Annotated in this window: 16 protein-coding genes; 8 read left to right on the top strand and 8 right to left on the bottom strand. The window is 45.5% G+C overall.

Going from position 1 to position 15,082, the window contains the following annotated elements; translation table 11 throughout:
• Positions 1-55 precede the first annotated feature (55 nt).
• Positions 56-499, bottom strand: coding sequence for a GatB/YqeY domain-containing protein (locus AB4351_RS13840; protein WP_017061409.1), 444 nt, complete (start codon positions 497-499; stop codon positions 56-58).
• 25 nt (positions 500-524) lie between these two features.
• Entirely contained in the window at positions 525-740 is a 216-nt protein-coding gene (rpsU, locus tag AB4351_RS13835) for a 30S ribosomal protein S21 (RefSeq protein WP_004396009.1), read from the bottom strand.
• A gap of 258 nt (positions 741-998) precedes the next feature.
• On the opposite strand from rpsU, the gene tsaD reads away from it, so the two are divergent.
• A complete protein-coding gene (tsaD, locus tag AB4351_RS13830) occupies positions 999-2,015 on the top strand; it encodes a tRNA (adenosine(37)-N6)-threonylcarbamoyltransferase complex transferase subunit TsaD (protein WP_017061410.1) in 1,017 nt (338 codons plus the stop codon).
• A gap of 106 nt (positions 2,016-2,121) precedes the next feature.
• Positions 2,122-2,937: an alpha/beta fold hydrolase gene (locus AB4351_RS13825; RefSeq protein ID WP_372126304.1), complete on the top strand. Its 816-nt coding sequence runs from the start codon at positions 2,122-2,124 to the stop codon at positions 2,935-2,937.
• Positions 2,938-2,980: 43 nt separating this feature from the next.
• Here AB4351_RS13825 and plsY read toward each other — a convergent pair whose 3' ends face one another.
• Complete coding sequence (gene plsY, locus AB4351_RS13820; RefSeq protein ID WP_372126302.1) at positions 2,981-3,577, bottom strand: glycerol-3-phosphate 1-O-acyltransferase PlsY; 597 nt, start codon at positions 3,575-3,577, stop codon at positions 2,981-2,983.
• A gap of 138 nt (positions 3,578-3,715) precedes the next feature.
• Between plsY and folB the strand changes: the two genes are divergently transcribed.
• The 3 genes from folB to AB4351_RS13805 are packed head-to-tail and all read left to right on the top strand — an operon-like array spanning position 3,716 to position 5,373.
• Entirely contained in the window at positions 3,716-4,075 is a 360-nt protein-coding gene (gene folB / locus AB4351_RS13815) for a dihydroneopterin aldolase (RefSeq protein ID WP_055319014.1), read from the top strand.
• Entirely contained in the window at positions 4,072-4,554 is a 483-nt protein-coding gene (gene folK / locus AB4351_RS13810; protein WP_372126300.1) for a 2-amino-4-hydroxy-6-hydroxymethyldihydropteridine diphosphokinase, read from the top strand. The genes folB and folK overlap by 4 nt, the downstream gene beginning before the upstream one ends.
• 15 nt (positions 4,555-4,569) lie before the next feature.
• Entirely contained in the window at positions 4,570-5,373 is an 804-nt protein-coding gene (locus tag AB4351_RS13805) for an undecaprenyl-diphosphate phosphatase (RefSeq protein WP_059021541.1), read from the top strand.
• 91 nt (positions 5,374-5,464) lie between these two features.
• On the opposite strand, the gene AB4351_RS13800 is transcribed toward AB4351_RS13805, so the two are convergent.
• Positions 5,465-6,781: a multifunctional CCA addition/repair protein gene (locus AB4351_RS13800; RefSeq protein WP_102321465.1), complete on the bottom strand. Its 1,317-nt coding sequence runs from the start codon at positions 6,779-6,781 to the stop codon at positions 5,465-5,467.
• A gap of 36 nt (positions 6,782-6,817) precedes the next feature.
• Between AB4351_RS13800 and AB4351_RS13795 the strand changes: the two genes are divergently transcribed.
• Both AB4351_RS13795 and AB4351_RS13790 read left to right on the top strand, forming a co-directional pair.
• Positions 6,818-8,488, top strand: coding sequence for an AAA family ATPase (locus AB4351_RS13795; RefSeq protein ID WP_372126299.1), 1,671 nt, complete (start codon positions 6,818-6,820; stop codon positions 8,486-8,488).
• A complete protein-coding gene (locus AB4351_RS13790) occupies positions 8,488-9,492 on the top strand; it encodes a general secretion pathway protein GspB (protein ID WP_372126297.1) in 1,005 nt (334 codons plus the stop codon). The genes AB4351_RS13795 and AB4351_RS13790 overlap by 1 nt, the downstream gene beginning before the upstream one ends.
• Positions 9,493-9,597: 105 nt before the next feature.
• Here the strand turns inward: AB4351_RS13790 and AB4351_RS13785 are convergent, their stop codons facing one another.
• The 3 genes from AB4351_RS13785 to AB4351_RS13775 form a co-directional block, all read right to left on the bottom strand.
• Positions 9,598-10,209 carry a TIGR04211 family SH3 domain-containing protein gene (locus AB4351_RS13785; RefSeq protein ID WP_017062917.1) on the bottom strand — a complete coding sequence of 204 codons (612 nt, stop codon included), beginning with the start codon at positions 10,207-10,209 and terminating at the stop codon, positions 9,598-9,600.
• Positions 10,210-10,415: 206 nt separating this feature from the next.
• On the bottom strand, positions 10,416-11,678 hold the full coding sequence (locus tag AB4351_RS13780) for an inorganic phosphate transporter (protein ID WP_017061418.1): 1,263 nt from the start codon (positions 11,676-11,678) through the stop codon (positions 10,416-10,418).
• A 128-nt stretch (positions 11,679-11,806) separates the two neighbouring features.
• Positions 11,807-12,487, bottom strand: a complete 681-nt coding sequence (locus AB4351_RS13775) for a TIGR00153 family protein (RefSeq protein ID WP_017069481.1) — start codon at positions 12,485-12,487, stop codon at positions 11,807-11,809.
• A gap of 207 nt (positions 12,488-12,694) precedes the next feature.
• Here AB4351_RS13775 and AB4351_RS13770 point away from each other — a divergent pair, with 207 nt between their 5' ends.
• Positions 12,695-14,212, top strand: a complete 1,518-nt coding sequence (locus AB4351_RS13770) for an inorganic triphosphatase (protein WP_017102953.1) — start codon at positions 12,695-12,697, stop codon at positions 14,210-14,212.
• Positions 14,213-14,263: 51 nt separating this feature from the next.
• Here AB4351_RS13770 and AB4351_RS13765 read toward each other — a convergent pair whose 3' ends face one another.
• A complete protein-coding gene (locus tag AB4351_RS13765) occupies positions 14,264-15,013 on the bottom strand; it encodes a potassium channel family protein (protein ID WP_372126295.1) in 750 nt (249 codons plus the stop codon).
• Positions 15,014-15,082: the final 69 nt, after the last annotated feature.

The following is a 15,082-nucleotide window of genomic DNA, read 5'->3' as shown; positions in this document are numbered from 1 at the left end:
CAAACAAGCCGTGCGTTCCGAAGGATTGCACGGCTTGTTGCAATTTGATTTGGGATTAAGCGAGTTTAGAACGAACTAAACCACTAACTTTACCCATATCTGCACGCCCTTGAATTTGTGGTTTCAAGATAGCCATTACTTTACCCATGTCTTGCATGCCCGCTGGTTGAGCTTCGGCGATTGCGCTATCAAGTAGTGCAATAACTTCTTCATCACTTAGCGGTTGAGGCATAAAGCCTTCAAGTACCGTAATTTCTGCTTTTTCCACGTCAGCAAGATCTTGACGATTTGCTGATTCATATTGAGCAACAGAATCGCGACGTTGCTTAACCATTTTAACTAATACAGCAAGAATGTCGTCGTCGTTCAGAGTGATCCGTTCGTCAACTTCACGTTGCTTAATTGCTGAAAGAGCTAAGCGGATAGTGCCAAGGCGCGGTTTGTCCTTGGCTTTCATCGCTAATTTTTGCTCTTCTTTGAGTTGTTCAATAAGAGCCATAACTCAGTCCTTATGGATTAAGTTATTAGTACAGGCGAACGCGACGTGCGTTTTCGCGAGCTAGCTTCTTAGCGTGACGCTTTTGAGCTGCTGCTTTAGCGCGTTTGCGAACTGTAGTTGGCTTTTCGTAGTGCTCGCGACGGCGAACTTCAGAAAGGATACCTGCTTTTTCACAAGAGCGCTTGAAACGACGTAGTGCAACGTCGAACGGTTCGTTTTCACGTACTTTAACTATTGGCATATGCCTTTCACCTCAGGGGTTATTCATTATCGCTGGCTACTCAGTACCAAATCAGAGAAGTTACCCATCGAGCTAACTCTCTATTCGCGTTTGGCCATTAACCAGCTTGATCAAAAATGGTGCGGAATTTTAATCCGATCACAGTGGCTTTGTAAAGCACTTTGTCGATTATAGTCTGTACAATATTTGTTTGAAGAGCTTAGGCAGGGTAATATTGCGCTAATTTCCCATTTTAGACGAAAGCGTGCCGAGAAAATTATGCGCATTATTGGTATTGAAACCTCTTGTGATGAAACAGGAATCGCGATTTATGATGATGAGCAAGGGCTGCTTTCTCATCAATTATATAGCCAAGTAAAGCTGCACGCCGATTACGGTGGTGTGGTACCTGAGCTAGCTTCACGTGACCACGTGAAAAAAACAATTCCTCTTATTAAAGCGGCATTAGCAGAAGCGAACCTAACGTCGAAAGACATTGATGGTGTGGCTTACACGGCTGGCCCTGGTTTAGTGGGTGCACTGCTGGTTGGTGCAACGATTGGTCGCAGTATTGCTTATGCGTGGGGAGTGCCTGCAGTGCCTGTTCACCATATGGAAGGTCACCTTCTTGCGCCAATGCTAGAAGATAACCCACCACCATTCCCATTTGTGGCTCTGCTGGTTTCTGGCGGCCATACCATGATGGTAGAAGTGAAAGGTATTGGTGAATACCGAATCCTTGGTGAATCGATTGATGATGCAGCGGGTGAAGCGTTTGATAAAACCGCGAAACTGATGGGCTTAGATTACCCTGGTGGTCCACTGTTATCTCGTTTGGCGGAAAAAGGCACTCCGGGTCGTTTTAAGTTCCCGCGTCCAATGACCGATCGTCCGGGTTTAGATATGAGCTTTTCTGGTCTGAAGACGTTCGCAGCGAATACCATTCGTGATAACGATAATGATGACCAGACTCGTGCTGATATTGCTTACGCGTTTCAAGAAGCCGTTTGTGCAACCTTAGTAATCAAGTGTAAGCGTGCCTTGGTTGAAACGGGCATGAAACGTATAGTTATTGCTGGCGGTGTAAGTGCCAACAAACAACTGCGCGTTGAGCTTGAGGCGCTTGCTAAGAAAGTCGGTGGTGAGGTGTACTACCCACGCACTGAGTTCTGTACAGATAATGGTGCGATGATCGCTTATGCGGGCATGCAGCGCCTGAAGAATGGCGAAACGGCTGATTTGTCTGTTCATGCCACACCGCGTTGGCCTATTGACCAGCTAGAGCCAATTGCGTAATTGACTATAGTGTTTCGATAAACGGTCGCCTTGTGCGGCCGTTTTTATATCCTAGCTTACCGACCGTATGTCGATAAATAATTGCTGATAGAGATTAGGGAAGAAAATGAACAAGTTCACAGTAGACAATCAATCGATGGCGTACCTAGATGAAGGTCAAGGCCCTGTTGTTGTACTCGGCCACAGCTACCTTTGGGATAGTGCAATGTGGAAGCCGCAGATCGAAGCGTTAAAAACTCAGTATCGCTGTATTGCTCCAGAGCTTTGGTCTCACGGTGAGTCTCAAGCTGCACCCGCTTCGATGCGTAACTTGAAAGATTACGCTCAGCACGTTTTGGCTCTGCTTGATCATTTAGAGATCGAAGAATTCTCAGTGGTTGGCTTATCGGTTGGCGGTATGTGGGGAACAGAGTTAGCGGAACTTGCACCTGCACGTATTAAGTCTTTGGTTCTAATGGATACTTTTTTGGGTTTAGAACCAGAGGTTGCTCACGCTAAGTACTTCAGCATGTTAGATACCATCACTCAAACCAAGACGGTTCCTCAGCCAATTGTTGAAGCGGTTGTTCCACTGTTCTTCGCTAATGATGCTCAAACCAACACGCCAACTTTAGTGGAAGGGTTTACTCAGCAGTTATCTGCTCTTGAGGGTGACAACGCTGAAGAAGTGGCACGAATTGGTCGAATGGTGTTTGGACGTCGTGACATGATTGAATCGGTAGAGAACTTTGCTCTGCCTGTTTTGATTGCTGTAGGACAAGAAGATAAACCACGTCCGGTACTTGAGTCATACCTAATGCACGATTGCATTACGGGCAGTGAATTAGTGGTGATTCCTGGCGCAGGTCATATTAGCTCGTTAGAGCAACCAGAGTTTGTGAACACAATGCTGAAGACGTTTTTAGATAAACATCTGCTATAAGCTTTAAATACTGAATATTATGGTTCGGCTTAGACGTGACAGTTTAAGCCGATTTTTTTTGTCCGAGTTTTGGTTCGCTGCCATCGAGTAGGCGGCGGATATTCTGGTGGTGACGTAACACGATCAAACAGCACAGCATGGCTACTGGCAATGTGTATTGAGGTTTGACTAACCAAGCGTAGAAAGGGGCAAGTAGCACAGTAACCAGTGCCGCTAAAGAAGAGTAACGAAACAAAAACGCGACCACTAACCAAGTCGCCATGATCATTCCGGTTAGATCGAATCCTATTGGGGCGATAGCGCCAAGTGCGGTTGCCACGCCTTTACCACCTTTGAAGTGGAAGAAGATCGGATACATATGGCCAAGACACGCCGCAATTGCCACAACCCCAAGAATGATTGGGTCGATCTTGAGGTAGTAGCCAAGCCAGACAGGGATAGTGCCTTTCAGCATGTCACATAGGAGGACGGCAGCAGCTGCGCCTTTACCGCCAACACGCAGTACATTGGTGGCGCCCGGGTTATTGGAGCCTACCGTTCTTGGATCGGGAAGTATTAAGACTCGGCATATCAAGACCGCACTAGAGATTGAACCTAGCAAATAGGCAGCAATGATCATGATAAGTGCCAATGGGGTCATGTCTGTCCTTTAACGGTTATACGCCTAACGATGGGAAAATAATGCTCAATCCAAGAGTAATTGATATCATATCTCGAATTACGCAAATAATACGTTTTTTTCCCCAATATGGGTATCCGACCTCTAAAAGGACAAGTCATGGCACTGGATAAAGTTTTCATTGAACAGCTAGAAGTAATTACAACGATCGGTGTTTACGATTGGGAACAAGAGATTAAACAAAAACTTGTGCTTGATATTGAAATGGCTCATGACAACCGCCCTGCAGGTAAGAGTGATGATGTGGTTGATGCTTTGGATTACTCGACTGTGAGTACTGCCGTGCTTGACCACATTGCGAATGGCCGATTCCTGCTAGTGGAGCGTGTGGCTGAAGAAGTCGCTGAATTGATCATGACTCAATTCTCTGTGCCTTGGATAAAAATCCGCTTGGCTAAACCGGGCGCAGTACCACAAGCAAAAGCTGTTGGCGTGATCATCGAACGAGGCCGAGCATGACAGTAGCCTATGTTGGTGTTGGCACGAACATAGACCGCGACAAGCATGCAAGGGTGGCATGGACAGAGCTTCAATCGTTAGGGACTAACCTTAAATGCTCTAAAATCTATCACTGTGAGCCCGTGGGTTTTAATAGCCATCCGTTTTATAACTTTGTGATAGAGCTCGACACGTCACTCTCATTGACTGAATTTTCACAGCAGCTGCGTAAAATTGAGTTTAAATGGGGTCGCTCTCAAGATGCGCACAAACTTCAAGATCGAAAACTCGATCTTGATATTGTGCTGTTTGGAGAGGTGGTTTCTGAGCGCGAACCAGAATTACCACGCAGTGATATCTACAAATATCCTTTTGTAACACAACCTCTTTATGATCTTTGTCCTGCGAGAGTGATCCCGCAAGACGGAAGAACCGTCAGTGAAATATGGCAGAAGATGCAGCAATTAGACTCGCTCTCTGTCGTAGAGATAAAACTATAATTTTTAAGGTAAGTAATGAGTTATTTTGAAGCGTTTATGTTGGCGTTGGTGCAAGGCTTTACTGAGTTTTTACCTATTTCCAGTTCTGCACACTTAATCCTTCCTTCTGCTGTTTTAGGTTGGGAAGATCAAGGTTTGGCTTTTGATGTTGCTGTCCATGTCGGTACTTTGGCCGCGGTAGTGATCTATTTCCGTAAAGAAGTGGTCTCTCTGTTGAGCGCATTCTTTGGTTCAGTGTTTAAAGGCGATCGTAGTAAAGAAGCGAAGTTAGCGTGGATGATCATTCTCGCGACGATTCCTGCGTGTATCTTTGGCTTGTTGATGAAAGATATTGTTGAGCTTTACTTACGCAGTGCGTGGGTGATCGCGACGACAACGATTATCTTTGGTCTATTGTTATGGTGGGTGGATAAGAACTCAAGCCTGCGTGATGACGAATACCAAGCGGGTTGGAAAAAGGCGTTATTTATTGGTCTTGCTCAAGCAATGGCGATCATTCCGGGCACGTCTCGTTCTGGCGCAACCATTACCGCGGCGCTTTACCTTGGTTTCACACGTGAAGCGGCGGCTCGATTCTCTTTCTTGATGTCTATCCCAATCATCACTCTGGCTGGTGGTTATTTAGGTCTTAAGTTGGTGACAAGCGGTGATCCAATCCATGTTGGCACTTTGCTAACGGGCGTTGCGGTGTCTTTCATCAGTGCTTACATCTGTATCCACTTCTTCTTGAAGCTTATCTCTCGTATGGGCATGACACCGTTCGTTATCTACCGCCTGATTCTAGGTTGTGGTCTGTTTGCTTTCTTAATGATGCAGTAACAGACACAGGCAACGGTCTCGCTGTAAGAATTGAAACAAAAGGCCCGCTTAACTGCGGGCTTTTTATACGTTTTAGGTAGAGCGGCGACGATTAACTGCTAGCGAGTTCTGATAGGGCGTTTTCAATTGCGATGGCTCTGCGTTTCTCTTGTTCTTCTCGAATATCTTTGCCTTTAAAACCATCGATAATGATCGCTTTTACTTCGACTTGAAGCGCCGCTTGGTAGGCGACTTCAAAGCGCGCTTTTTGAGGATAAGGCTGATCTTCTAATCCTTTTCGGCCTGCGTGGTCGGCCTGGCAGCAAAGTAGTATATCGTCGAACCTATCTGGCTTACGCCAAACATCGAACTTGTTGAGAACCTTGAGAAAGGTGGTTGGTTTGAGCTCGCCTGCGCGGTGGATATTAGAATGTTGCTCGCACACTAACAACGCAAGGTCTCTGAACTCATTGGGCACTCTCACTCGCTCACACAGTTTCTTGATTATCTTAACACCTGTGTGGCAGTGCATTTTATGGCTTGGCCATTCAGCTTGTGGTGTGACGCCTTTACCTAAGTCATGCACTTGAGCTGCAAAGCGTACCGGTAGCGATGGGCTTAATAGTGCGGCTTGCTGAGCAACCATCAGAGTGTGAATACCCGTGTCGATTTCAGGGTGCCATTTTTCAGGTTGAGGGACGCCAAATAGAGCGTCAATCTCAGGTAATACGACTGCCAATGCACCACACTCTTTCAATACAGAGAGGAACACTTCAGGGTGCGGTGTACTAAGAGACTTATGCCACTCTTGCCAAACTCGCTCTGCAGTAAGGTGTGCCAGTTCACCAGATTGGACGATCTCACTCATCATATCCATGGTTTCAGGTGCAACCGTGAAGTTAAGATGGTGAAGCTTGGCGGCGAAGCGAGCCACACGCAGTACACGAAGAGGGTCTTCAACAAAAGCGTCTGAAACGTGTCTTAAGATACGATCCGAGAGATCTTTCTGGCCATGATAAGGATCGTGAAGTTGGCCTTTATCATCTTGAGCTATAGCGTTGATGGTCAGATCTCGACGCATCAGGTCTTCTTCCAAACTCACGTCTGGCGCGAAGTAACATTCGAAGCCTGTGTAACCAGAGCCTGATTTTCTCTCAGTGCGAGCCAGTGCGTGCTCTTCTTTGGTTTTTGGGTGCAAGAATACCGGGAAATCTTTTCCCACAGCAGTAAAGCCAAGGTTTTCCATCTCTTGAGGGGTACTCCCTACCACGACCCAATCTCTATCATAACTATCAATATTGAGCAGCTTATCGCGCACTGCTCCACCGACTAGATAGCGTTGTAGCCCGTTGTCTTTTGGTAGGCTATCGTAAATTTGCAACTTATCACCTCGAAATGTTTTATCACTGCTGGACTTTACTGCAAGCAATGGTACTTTCCATTAATCGTAATTATAGGGCAGCACATGTATAAGGAATATTTTGGCTTCGTTGAGATGCCATTTTCGATTGTACCAAATTCTCGCTACTTGTTTTTGAGTCAGCGCCATCAAGAAGCGATGCAGAACCTACAAGCCGGTTTAGGCGAGGGTGGGGGCTTTGCGATGCTTACTGGTGAGGTTGGTACAGGGAAAACAACGGTCGCTAAGGCGATGTTGTCTTCATTGGATAGTCATACTCAGGCTGGCCTTATACTTAACCCTACGTTTTCAAATACGGATTTACTAGAAGCTATCTGCGATGAGTTTGAGGTCGAGTACCCAGAACAAGCATCGTTGAAACAGCTCAGTCAGGCTATTCATTATTTTCTACTTGATAGCCATGCCGAAGGCATTCAAACCCTATTGGTGATCGATGAAGCCCAACACCTCGCTGCCGATGTGTTGGAGCAGTTACGCCTTCTAACAAACTTGGAAACCGACAATCGTAAGCTGTTAAAAGTACTGTTGGTCGGCCAGCCGGAATTACAACAGCACTTACAAACCACGCAGCTACGTCAGCTAGCACAGCGCATTACTGGTCGTTATCACTTACTGCCTCTTAATACCGAAGAAACGGGCAAGTACATCGCGTTTCGTTTGGAGACGGCGGGTGGCGAGCAGATGTTGTTTTCGAACCGTTCTATCAAGCTGATTGCTCAATATACGCATGGTATTCCAAGGCTCATTAACTTGGTGTGTGATAAAGCACTGCAGTTGGCTTTTCATGACGGTGAGCAGCTACCGAGCAATGAAACGGTTAACCGAGCGTGTCAGCAGGTTATGTCCTTTCAGGCCGATGTGTATCACGTCGAGAAAGCTCTAACTTCTCGTGTCGCGCCTAAGTTATTCCAATACGCAGGGATTGCGACGTTAAGCGTTGGTCTTGCAATAGCGACCTTTAACTTCGCTCCAAGCTATATCAATGCTTGGTTGCCTACGGATGCATCAAATGAAGCAAAGACGGAAGTGTTAGCACGTACTCAGCGTTCTTTGGTATCAGATGTTCCTAAGTTGGTTGCTGAGCCAAAACCTGCCAAGTTTGAATTGCCACAACACATTCAACAACATTTGATGCAGGGGACCAATCGTTCTCTCGCTATCAAAGACTTGTATACGCTGTGGGGATATCAATCTTCACTGCGTGATGGATTGTGCTTAAGTGAGCCACAAAGTGTTTTTGTGTGTGAGCAGCAGCAGGCCAGTTTGGATACCTTGTTAGAACTTGGTGTTCCTGTGGTACTTAATCTCGATATAGACCAAAAGCCAGTGTTTGCTGTGCTATATGGTGTGTCTGAGGATGCTGTCGAGTTACTGGTGAATGAAAAGCTGTTAGTGATGCCGAAGCAATCCTTAGAGCAAATCTGGCAAGGCGATTATGTCGCTATTTGGAAGCAGCCGCTGCGAGAGACACTCAAAGAAGGCTATCAAGGTGAAGCGGTTGCCTTGCTTGATCTACTGCTTTCTGAAGTATTAGGAGAGGTTGTTTCCGGTAGTGATGTATTTGATTATGAGTTAAAAATGAAAATCGAAGCATTTCAAACGTGGCAGGGTATGTCGGTTGATGGCATTGCAGGTAAGCGCACCTTGGCAAGATTGCAGAGATTAGCTCAACTCGATTCGCCTAAGCTGATGTCACTAGAAGGGGGCGAAAGCTAATGTCACGTATTATGCACGAACTTAAACAGCCGTCTCACAAGCCGTCTTCTATTAATCAGCACTTTCTTAGCAAACCAAGCTTCAAAGGCTACCAGAATCATCATGTTCCTAATTCAGCAAAAGGGATGAGCAACAAACGAGGTTCATCATTAGCGATGGGATTGCTCTTAATCTTGGTTCCTTCTTTGTTGGTGGGTGGCGTTCTAGCTTATCAATCGTATAGCCAACAACAAGAAGCCGTGAACAAAGCTGCCAATGTATCTCTGCCAGAATCAACGACTCAATCAAACGTTGATCTTGAAATTGCGGATGCTGATATAGCAAGCATGGATGCCGTGTCTGAGGAAGAAGATGCGTTGTTCGCCGTTCGTCCTGCACCGGCGAGCCAACCGTTGAAAGCACTGCCACGCCAAGAGATGTATGTACAGATTGATTCAGGCGCTAATCGTGCAAACACCGCTGGTGGCTCAGCGGTGATCTTCGCGAATGCTGATAACAACACTCAAATGACAGCGAGTTCTGAGTCGTCACCTGTTCAACCAACCGTTCAGCCAGGCGCGAGCGATGAAACGACTGATCGGCAATCAAGCACTGATCAGCAAGCAAATAGTGACTTACAATCGGACAGTGACCTGCTGCAAGGGCTAGACCTCAGTGAGTTGCCACCTGATTTAGCATTGAAACTTGAATCAATCATGGGTGAGCAACAAAGCGCTCCTGAGCCGATGGACTCGCGTCCAGCAGGACAGGTAGGGTCTCAGGTCATTGAGTTGGAAACGCACACCAATAGCTTATCTGGGGTATTACCTAAGTTAGACCTACAAACCCATATGTACTCGAGTAGCGAAACCAAGCGTTGGGTAAAAGTGAACGGTCAAGAAGTGGCGCAAGGAGATTGGATTGGACAAGACATTCAATTACTGGAGATTAAGCCACAATCGGTGATCATAGAGTTCAATCAGCAGAAGATAGAAATCCCAGCTCTGTACGAGTGGAAAGGCTAGCGAGCTCTAAAGGTATCTAGATAACAGACAAATAAAAAGGAGCACCTTGGTGCTCCTTTTTGATATTCGATACTGAATTTACTGTACCTGATACAAGCGTTAAGTCTACGCCCAACCGTTTGGTGATTTTCTACGACGAGGCATGATGTGTGGCAGAACAAGGCCTAGAAGTAGACCAATACCCGCAACACCACCACCGTACATGAAGTACTTCAATAGCAGGTCGTCTTTCTGAGTGTCTAGCTTAGCGCGCAGTTCACGGTTCTCTGTTTGAGAGCTCGTTAGCTGTTGGCTAATTTCACTGTAGTTCTGTTCTAGTTCAGCAATCTGCTTGTTACGAGAATCTAGAGAGCTTGCTAGGCCTGCTTTTTCACTGTCAGCACTCTGACGAGCATTCGCTAGCTTACCTTTAACTTCCGTCAGCTCTTTCTCTAGCTTAGGCATACGCAGTGCCATGCTTTCTTGAGTGCTTACAAACTTGCTTTCAACCCAACCTTTACGGCCACGGTTGTCCTGAATTTGGGTGTAACCCGTACTCTTGTTAGTTTGTAGGAATGTAATCTTTTCACCAGCATCAACACTACCGATGATACGGAATGTGTTGTTTGGGCCAGAATGCATATAAGTAAATAGTTTGTCAGCAATATAACGGTCTTGTGCAAAGGCAGCTGGAGCCGCAAGCATTGCGAACAAAACTAAGCTAATCAGTTTTTTCACAGTAAATCCCTTAACGATTCAAAATTGGGTAGGCGTATGAGTCAGCCTCAATCAGCAAATAATATTTAGTTTCTTTATGCGGTGCAACAAAGAAGGGAGGCAAAGCCTCCCTTTCTGTGCGTTTGAGTCAATAATGACATGGCATTTACATATCGTTACTGAAGCTCACACTGTTCTGACGCTAGTATTCACTAACGCAGTCGCGATTACATAGTAAACGCAGCTTGAATTCCGTAGAAGAACACAACAGCAAGTAGAGCACCTGCAGGTAGTGTCACAATCCAAGAAGCCACGATATTACGTACAACGCCTAAGTTTAGTGCTGCGATACCACGAGCAAAACCAACACCTAATACTGCACCAACGAGTGTTTGTGTAGTAGAGATTGGAAGGCCAGTACCTGAAGCTAGTACAACTGTACATGCCGTTGCAAGTTGTGCAGCAAAGCCACGGCTTGGTGTTAGTTCTGTAATACCAGTACCAACGGTTGCCATTACTTTATGACCCATTGTTGCAAGACCAACAACGATACCGAAACCACCTAGAGGAAGAATCCACCATGCGATAGTACTCTTACCTGTGATTTCACCCATGTGCTCAACGGTTGATACAACAGCAGACAGTGGACCAATCGCGTTTGCAACGTCGTTTGAACCGTGTGCAAATGCCATCGCACAAGCTGTGATAACCATTAGTACAGAGAAGATGCCTTCAACACCTGCAAAGCCGTGGTCTTCTTCGCGGTTAGCGAATTTCTTCTGGATGTATAGGTAACCGCCGATCATTACAAGCGCAGAAACGCCAGCAGCCCAAACCCATGCTTCAGTGTTGCTTAGGTGAAGACCAACGTGCTTAAGACCTTTCTTGATGGTTACAAGTGCAATTACCATTGTTGTAATGAACATGTATACCGGTACAAAGCGTTTCGCGTTAAATAGCGGGTTCTCTGTATCAAAAATCAGTCGTTGAGCACTTACAAATATGACGTAAGCGAAGAAGCCGGAAATAACGGGTGTGATAATCCAACTGCCCACAATACCTTGAACACTGTTCCAGTCTACAGCTTCAGTACCTACAGAAATACACGCAAAGCCGATGATTGCACCGATGATTGAGTGAGTCGTAGAAACCGGCCAGCCCATGTAAGAAGCGAGAAGTAGCCATGTACCAGCAGCAAGAAGTGCTGACATCATGCCGTACACAAGTACATCTGGTTGATGAGCGAATAGAGACGTTTCGATAACACCTTTACGGATCGTGTCTGTTACTTCGCCGCCCGCAAGGTAAGCACCTGCGAATTCAAAGATCATTGCGATAATGATCGCTTGTTTAACGGTTAAAGCTTTAGAGCCTACTGAGGTGCCCATTGCGTTCGCAACGTCATTTGCACCAATACCAATAGCCATCAAGAAACCGAAAGCTGCTGCAACAATAATCAGGACAGTGCCGTAGTTAGCAAGGATATCCATCGTAATACCTAGTTGTTTGATAACAAGCGGAACAAATTTAGACGCAAAAAACCGCTCAGCGAGAGGAATACTCAGCGCATAAGTGGTTTGTTCAAAAAATGCTCTTCGTTATATGGTTAACGTATGATTTAAGATCGAGAAAGCATTACTTCAAGACGAGCGCCTACACGCTGTGCTTGATCTGCAATACCACCAACCCATTCAAGAATTTTGTATAAGAACATGATATCAACTGGATTCAGATCGCCTTCAATTGCCATTAGTTGTTGGCGTAGTTCGATCTGCATCGCATCCGTGTCATCTTCAATTACATCTAATTGATGAATCATTTCGGCAACGAGTGTTACTTCACGGCCTTTAAAGCCAGTCTCAAGTAATTCGTCTAATTCATTGATTACGTTTTGTGCTTGGTTCGCTGCATCTAGACAACGTTTAACGTAAGCGATGAAGTTTTCTTGCATAGGAGCAGGAATGACAAGTTGACGACCATATACACGGCCAGCAATGTCTTTCGCTAGGTTTGCGAGTTTGTCTTGTTGAGTTAATAGCTCCAACATATCGGTGCGATCAACTGGCATAAACAAACCACGAGGAAGTTTAAGGCGAATTTCACGTTTTAGTACGTCAGCTTCTTTCTCAAGGTGAGAAATTTGAGCTCGAATTTCTGATGCTTTTTCCCAGTTACCTTTTGAAGAAACTTCAAAAAAATTAACTAGGTGAGAACAACATTCGTTCACGCATACTACGTGACGCTGCAAAGGTTTAATTGGGGACTTTGCAAATAACCCCATAATTGTATTTACTGGCATGGTCATCCAACCTAATAAATAATAACCTTAAAACAACATACACCATATTCATGGTGAAATGTTAAGCGATGGCTACAAAGTCGCGCATGTTAACCTAATCAATCTCTCATTAAAACTGTTTTAGATCATCATAAGGGCGATATTTCTGACTTGCCGACTTTTCAAATTGGCAATATCCTGTCCCTATCTTCACAGAAAGGTATAACTATGGAAACCGAGATAGAACTGAAGTTTTTTGTTTCTCCTGAATTTTCAGAGACTTTACGCAATAAAATTGCTGAAACTAAAGTACTTCAGCACAGTTGTCGTGAGCTAGGTAACATCTACTTTGACACCGCTGACAACTGGCTACGTAAGCACGATACAGGCTTACGCATTCGACGCTTTGATGACGTATTTGTACAAACCGTAAAGACTGCTGGTCGTGTGGTTGCTGGCCTGCATCAAAGGCCTGAATACAATGCAGAACACGACAGCAACGAACCTAAGCTAGCCCTGCACCCAGAGGATATCTGGCCAGCGGGTAAAGACATCGAAACGTTGCAAGCTGAGCTGACTCCTCTGTTCTCTACCAACTTCACGCGTGAGCAGTGGTTGATTGGTATGCCTGATGGTAGCCAAGTCGAGGTCGCATTTGATCAAGGCTTCGTTGAATCAGGCGATCTACAAGAACCGATTTGCGAAGTTGAATTGGAACTTAAATCTGGTCAAACGGATGCGCTATTTACATTGTCTCGCCAATTCTGCGAACAAGGTGGCATGCGTTTGGGTAACCTAAGCAAAGCAGCTAAGGGTTACCGTCTTGCTCAAGGTTATCAAGGAGATGAAGTCACTCCTTTGACCTTAGTTGATACTGACAAAAGTGATACCGTTGAATCGTGTTTCATTCAATCTTTAGAGCATGCTCTCGCTCATTGGCACTATCACGAGCAGATTTTCACTGAGCGCCAATCGATTGAAGCGCTACACGAGATCAGTCACTCGCTGAGTTTTATCCGCCAGACTTTCACCATTTATGGTGGCATTGTCCCTAGACGTGCGAGTGCTATTTTACGTCAAGAGTTGAAGTGGCTTGAGCAAGAGCTCGACTGGCTGAAAAGCTATGATCACTTCGAAGACTTGCTGGAAGATAAAGGACACGTGCTGCGTAAACTCGATGCGCGTAAGTTCTTAGTCGCTGAGCTTAAAGAGATGCAAGAGCAACTGCCAGATCGTGAAGATCTGCTTACCTTGCTGAGCTCTGCTCGTTACACCGGTTTATTGTTGGATCTGAGCCGTTGGATCTTGTCTCGTGGCTGGCAGCCTTTCTTAGATGAGAAAGCGCGTGAGCAAATGGGTCGTGGTATCGAATGGTTTTCCGTGCAGCAACTCGATCGCACATGGGCAGACTTGATGGAAGCTTTCCCGCCAGAGCGAGTGATGACCAGCCAAGCGTATATTGAGCAGCAATACCGTTTGATGCGTAATCTGTATTCTGGTGTTGGTTTCGCGAGTTTATATGATGACGCTGAACGAAACAGCTTCCGATTGCCATGGGCCGATATGGTGCAAGGCATTGATGATTTGCTGGCACTTAAAACACTGGAGCCTTTGACTGAAAAGTTGGAAGGTGATGAGAAGGTTCAGCTAGAGCGTTGGTTGGCTCGTCAAGAAGTGTCCATTCTGCATGCGATGGAACAGACGCGCCAAATCAGTGTTGAGGTTGAGCCATACTGGCAAGACTAAACTCAACAACCGTATCAATATAAGTATGAATTTGAAAATAGGGCTACGGCCCTATTTTTTTGTTTGTTGCTCAAGTTTTTCGAGTCGCTCTAAGATCTTTTGTTGCTGCTCGATGATCTTCTCAAGGTGTTTCTCTTTGTTTTCCGCTCGTTGATTCTCATGATGAGTTGGGGAGGTGATCAAAGAAGTGATCAAGCCTGAAATCATACCAAACACACCGACACCGCAAATGATCACCATAGACGCGACTAATTTTCCTGAGCTCGTGACTGGATAATGATCGCCATATCCCACCGTACTGATAGTAACGAAAGCCCACCATAAAGCATCTTGGCCAGTGGTGATGTTGGCAGTTGGATCTTTGTGTTCTAACAGCAGTATTGTTCCCGCTCCTATGGTCAGGAGAATGACCAGTAACAATATAATTGAGGCGAGGGTGGTTTCTTTACGATTGCGGAATAGCTCTCTGAAAACACGTTTCCCCGAGCGAAGCACAAGAATCACACGCAGGATCTGAAAAATGCGAGCGAAACGAAGTGGTTCGATCATTGGGATGCTTGCTAAGAAATCGATCCAGTGTACTTTTAGAAATTCTTTTTTGTTTTGTGATCTGAATAGATCAATTGTGAGCTGAAAAAGAAAAACACTACAGATTATAAAATCGAGGCCGATAAGGACTTGTTTCGATTCTTTATCGATCGGTACGAACAATAAGCCTGAGATCACAAATAACGCTAAGAAAGAGAGAATCAGTGACAATAAGCTCATCGGCTTGGTGGCGTCTTTGGTATTATTCAACATTCATACGAGGCTCAAAATAAATCGCGAACTTTGACTGACATAGCCACCTCGCGGATATAGAAGCCATCA

It is taken from the genome of Vibrio sp. 10N.261.51.F11 (assembly GCF_041471665.1).
Classification (GTDB): domain Bacteria; phylum Pseudomonadota; class Gammaproteobacteria; order Enterobacterales; family Vibrionaceae; genus Vibrio; species Vibrio crassostreae_C.
The sequence above is the reverse complement of the archived record's forward strand: the minus strand, read 5'-3'. Positions and strand labels throughout refer to the sequence as shown.

Excerpts from the sequence above, each read along its gene's own strand:
- AB4351_RS13840 (WP_017061409.1), bottom strand. The coding sequence starts at position 499 with ATGGCTCTTATTGAACAACTCAAAGAAGAGCAAAAATTAGCGATGAAA.
- rpsU (WP_004396009.1), bottom strand. The coding sequence starts at position 740 with ATGCCAATAGTTAAAGTACGTGAAAACGAACCGTTCGACGTTGCACTA.
- tsaD (WP_017061410.1), top strand. The coding sequence starts at position 999 with ATGCGCATTATTGGTATTGAAACCTCTTGTGATGAAACAGGAATCGCG.
- AB4351_RS13825 (WP_372126304.1), top strand. The coding sequence starts at position 2,122 with ATGAACAAGTTCACAGTAGACAATCAATCGATGGCGTACCTAGATGAA.
- plsY (WP_372126302.1), bottom strand. The coding sequence starts at position 3,577 with ATGACCCCATTGGCACTTATCATGATCATTGCTGCCTATTTGCTAGGT.
- folB (WP_055319014.1), top strand. The coding sequence starts at position 3,716 with ATGGCACTGGATAAAGTTTTCATTGAACAGCTAGAAGTAATTACAACG.
- folK (WP_372126300.1), top strand. The coding sequence starts at position 4,072 with ATGACAGTAGCCTATGTTGGTGTTGGCACGAACATAGACCGCGACAAG.
- AB4351_RS13805 (WP_059021541.1), top strand. The coding sequence starts at position 4,570 with ATGAGTTATTTTGAAGCGTTTATGTTGGCGTTGGTGCAAGGCTTTACT.
- AB4351_RS13795 (WP_372126299.1), top strand. The coding sequence starts at position 6,818 with ATGTATAAGGAATATTTTGGCTTCGTTGAGATGCCATTTTCGATTGTA.
- AB4351_RS13790 (WP_372126297.1), top strand. The coding sequence starts at position 8,488 with ATGTCACGTATTATGCACGAACTTAAACAGCCGTCTCACAAGCCGTCT.
- AB4351_RS13780 (WP_017061418.1), bottom strand. The coding sequence starts at position 11,678 with ATGGATATCCTTGCTAACTACGGCACTGTCCTGATTATTGTTGCAGCA.
- AB4351_RS13775 (WP_017069481.1), bottom strand. The coding sequence starts at position 12,487 with ATGCCAGTAAATACAATTATGGGGTTATTTGCAAAGTCCCCAATTAAA.
- AB4351_RS13770 (WP_017102953.1), top strand. The coding sequence starts at position 12,695 with ATGGAAACCGAGATAGAACTGAAGTTTTTTGTTTCTCCTGAATTTTCA.
- AB4351_RS13765 (WP_372126295.1), bottom strand. The coding sequence starts at position 15,013 with ATGTTGAATAATACCAAAGACGCCACCAAGCCGATGAGCTTATTGTCA.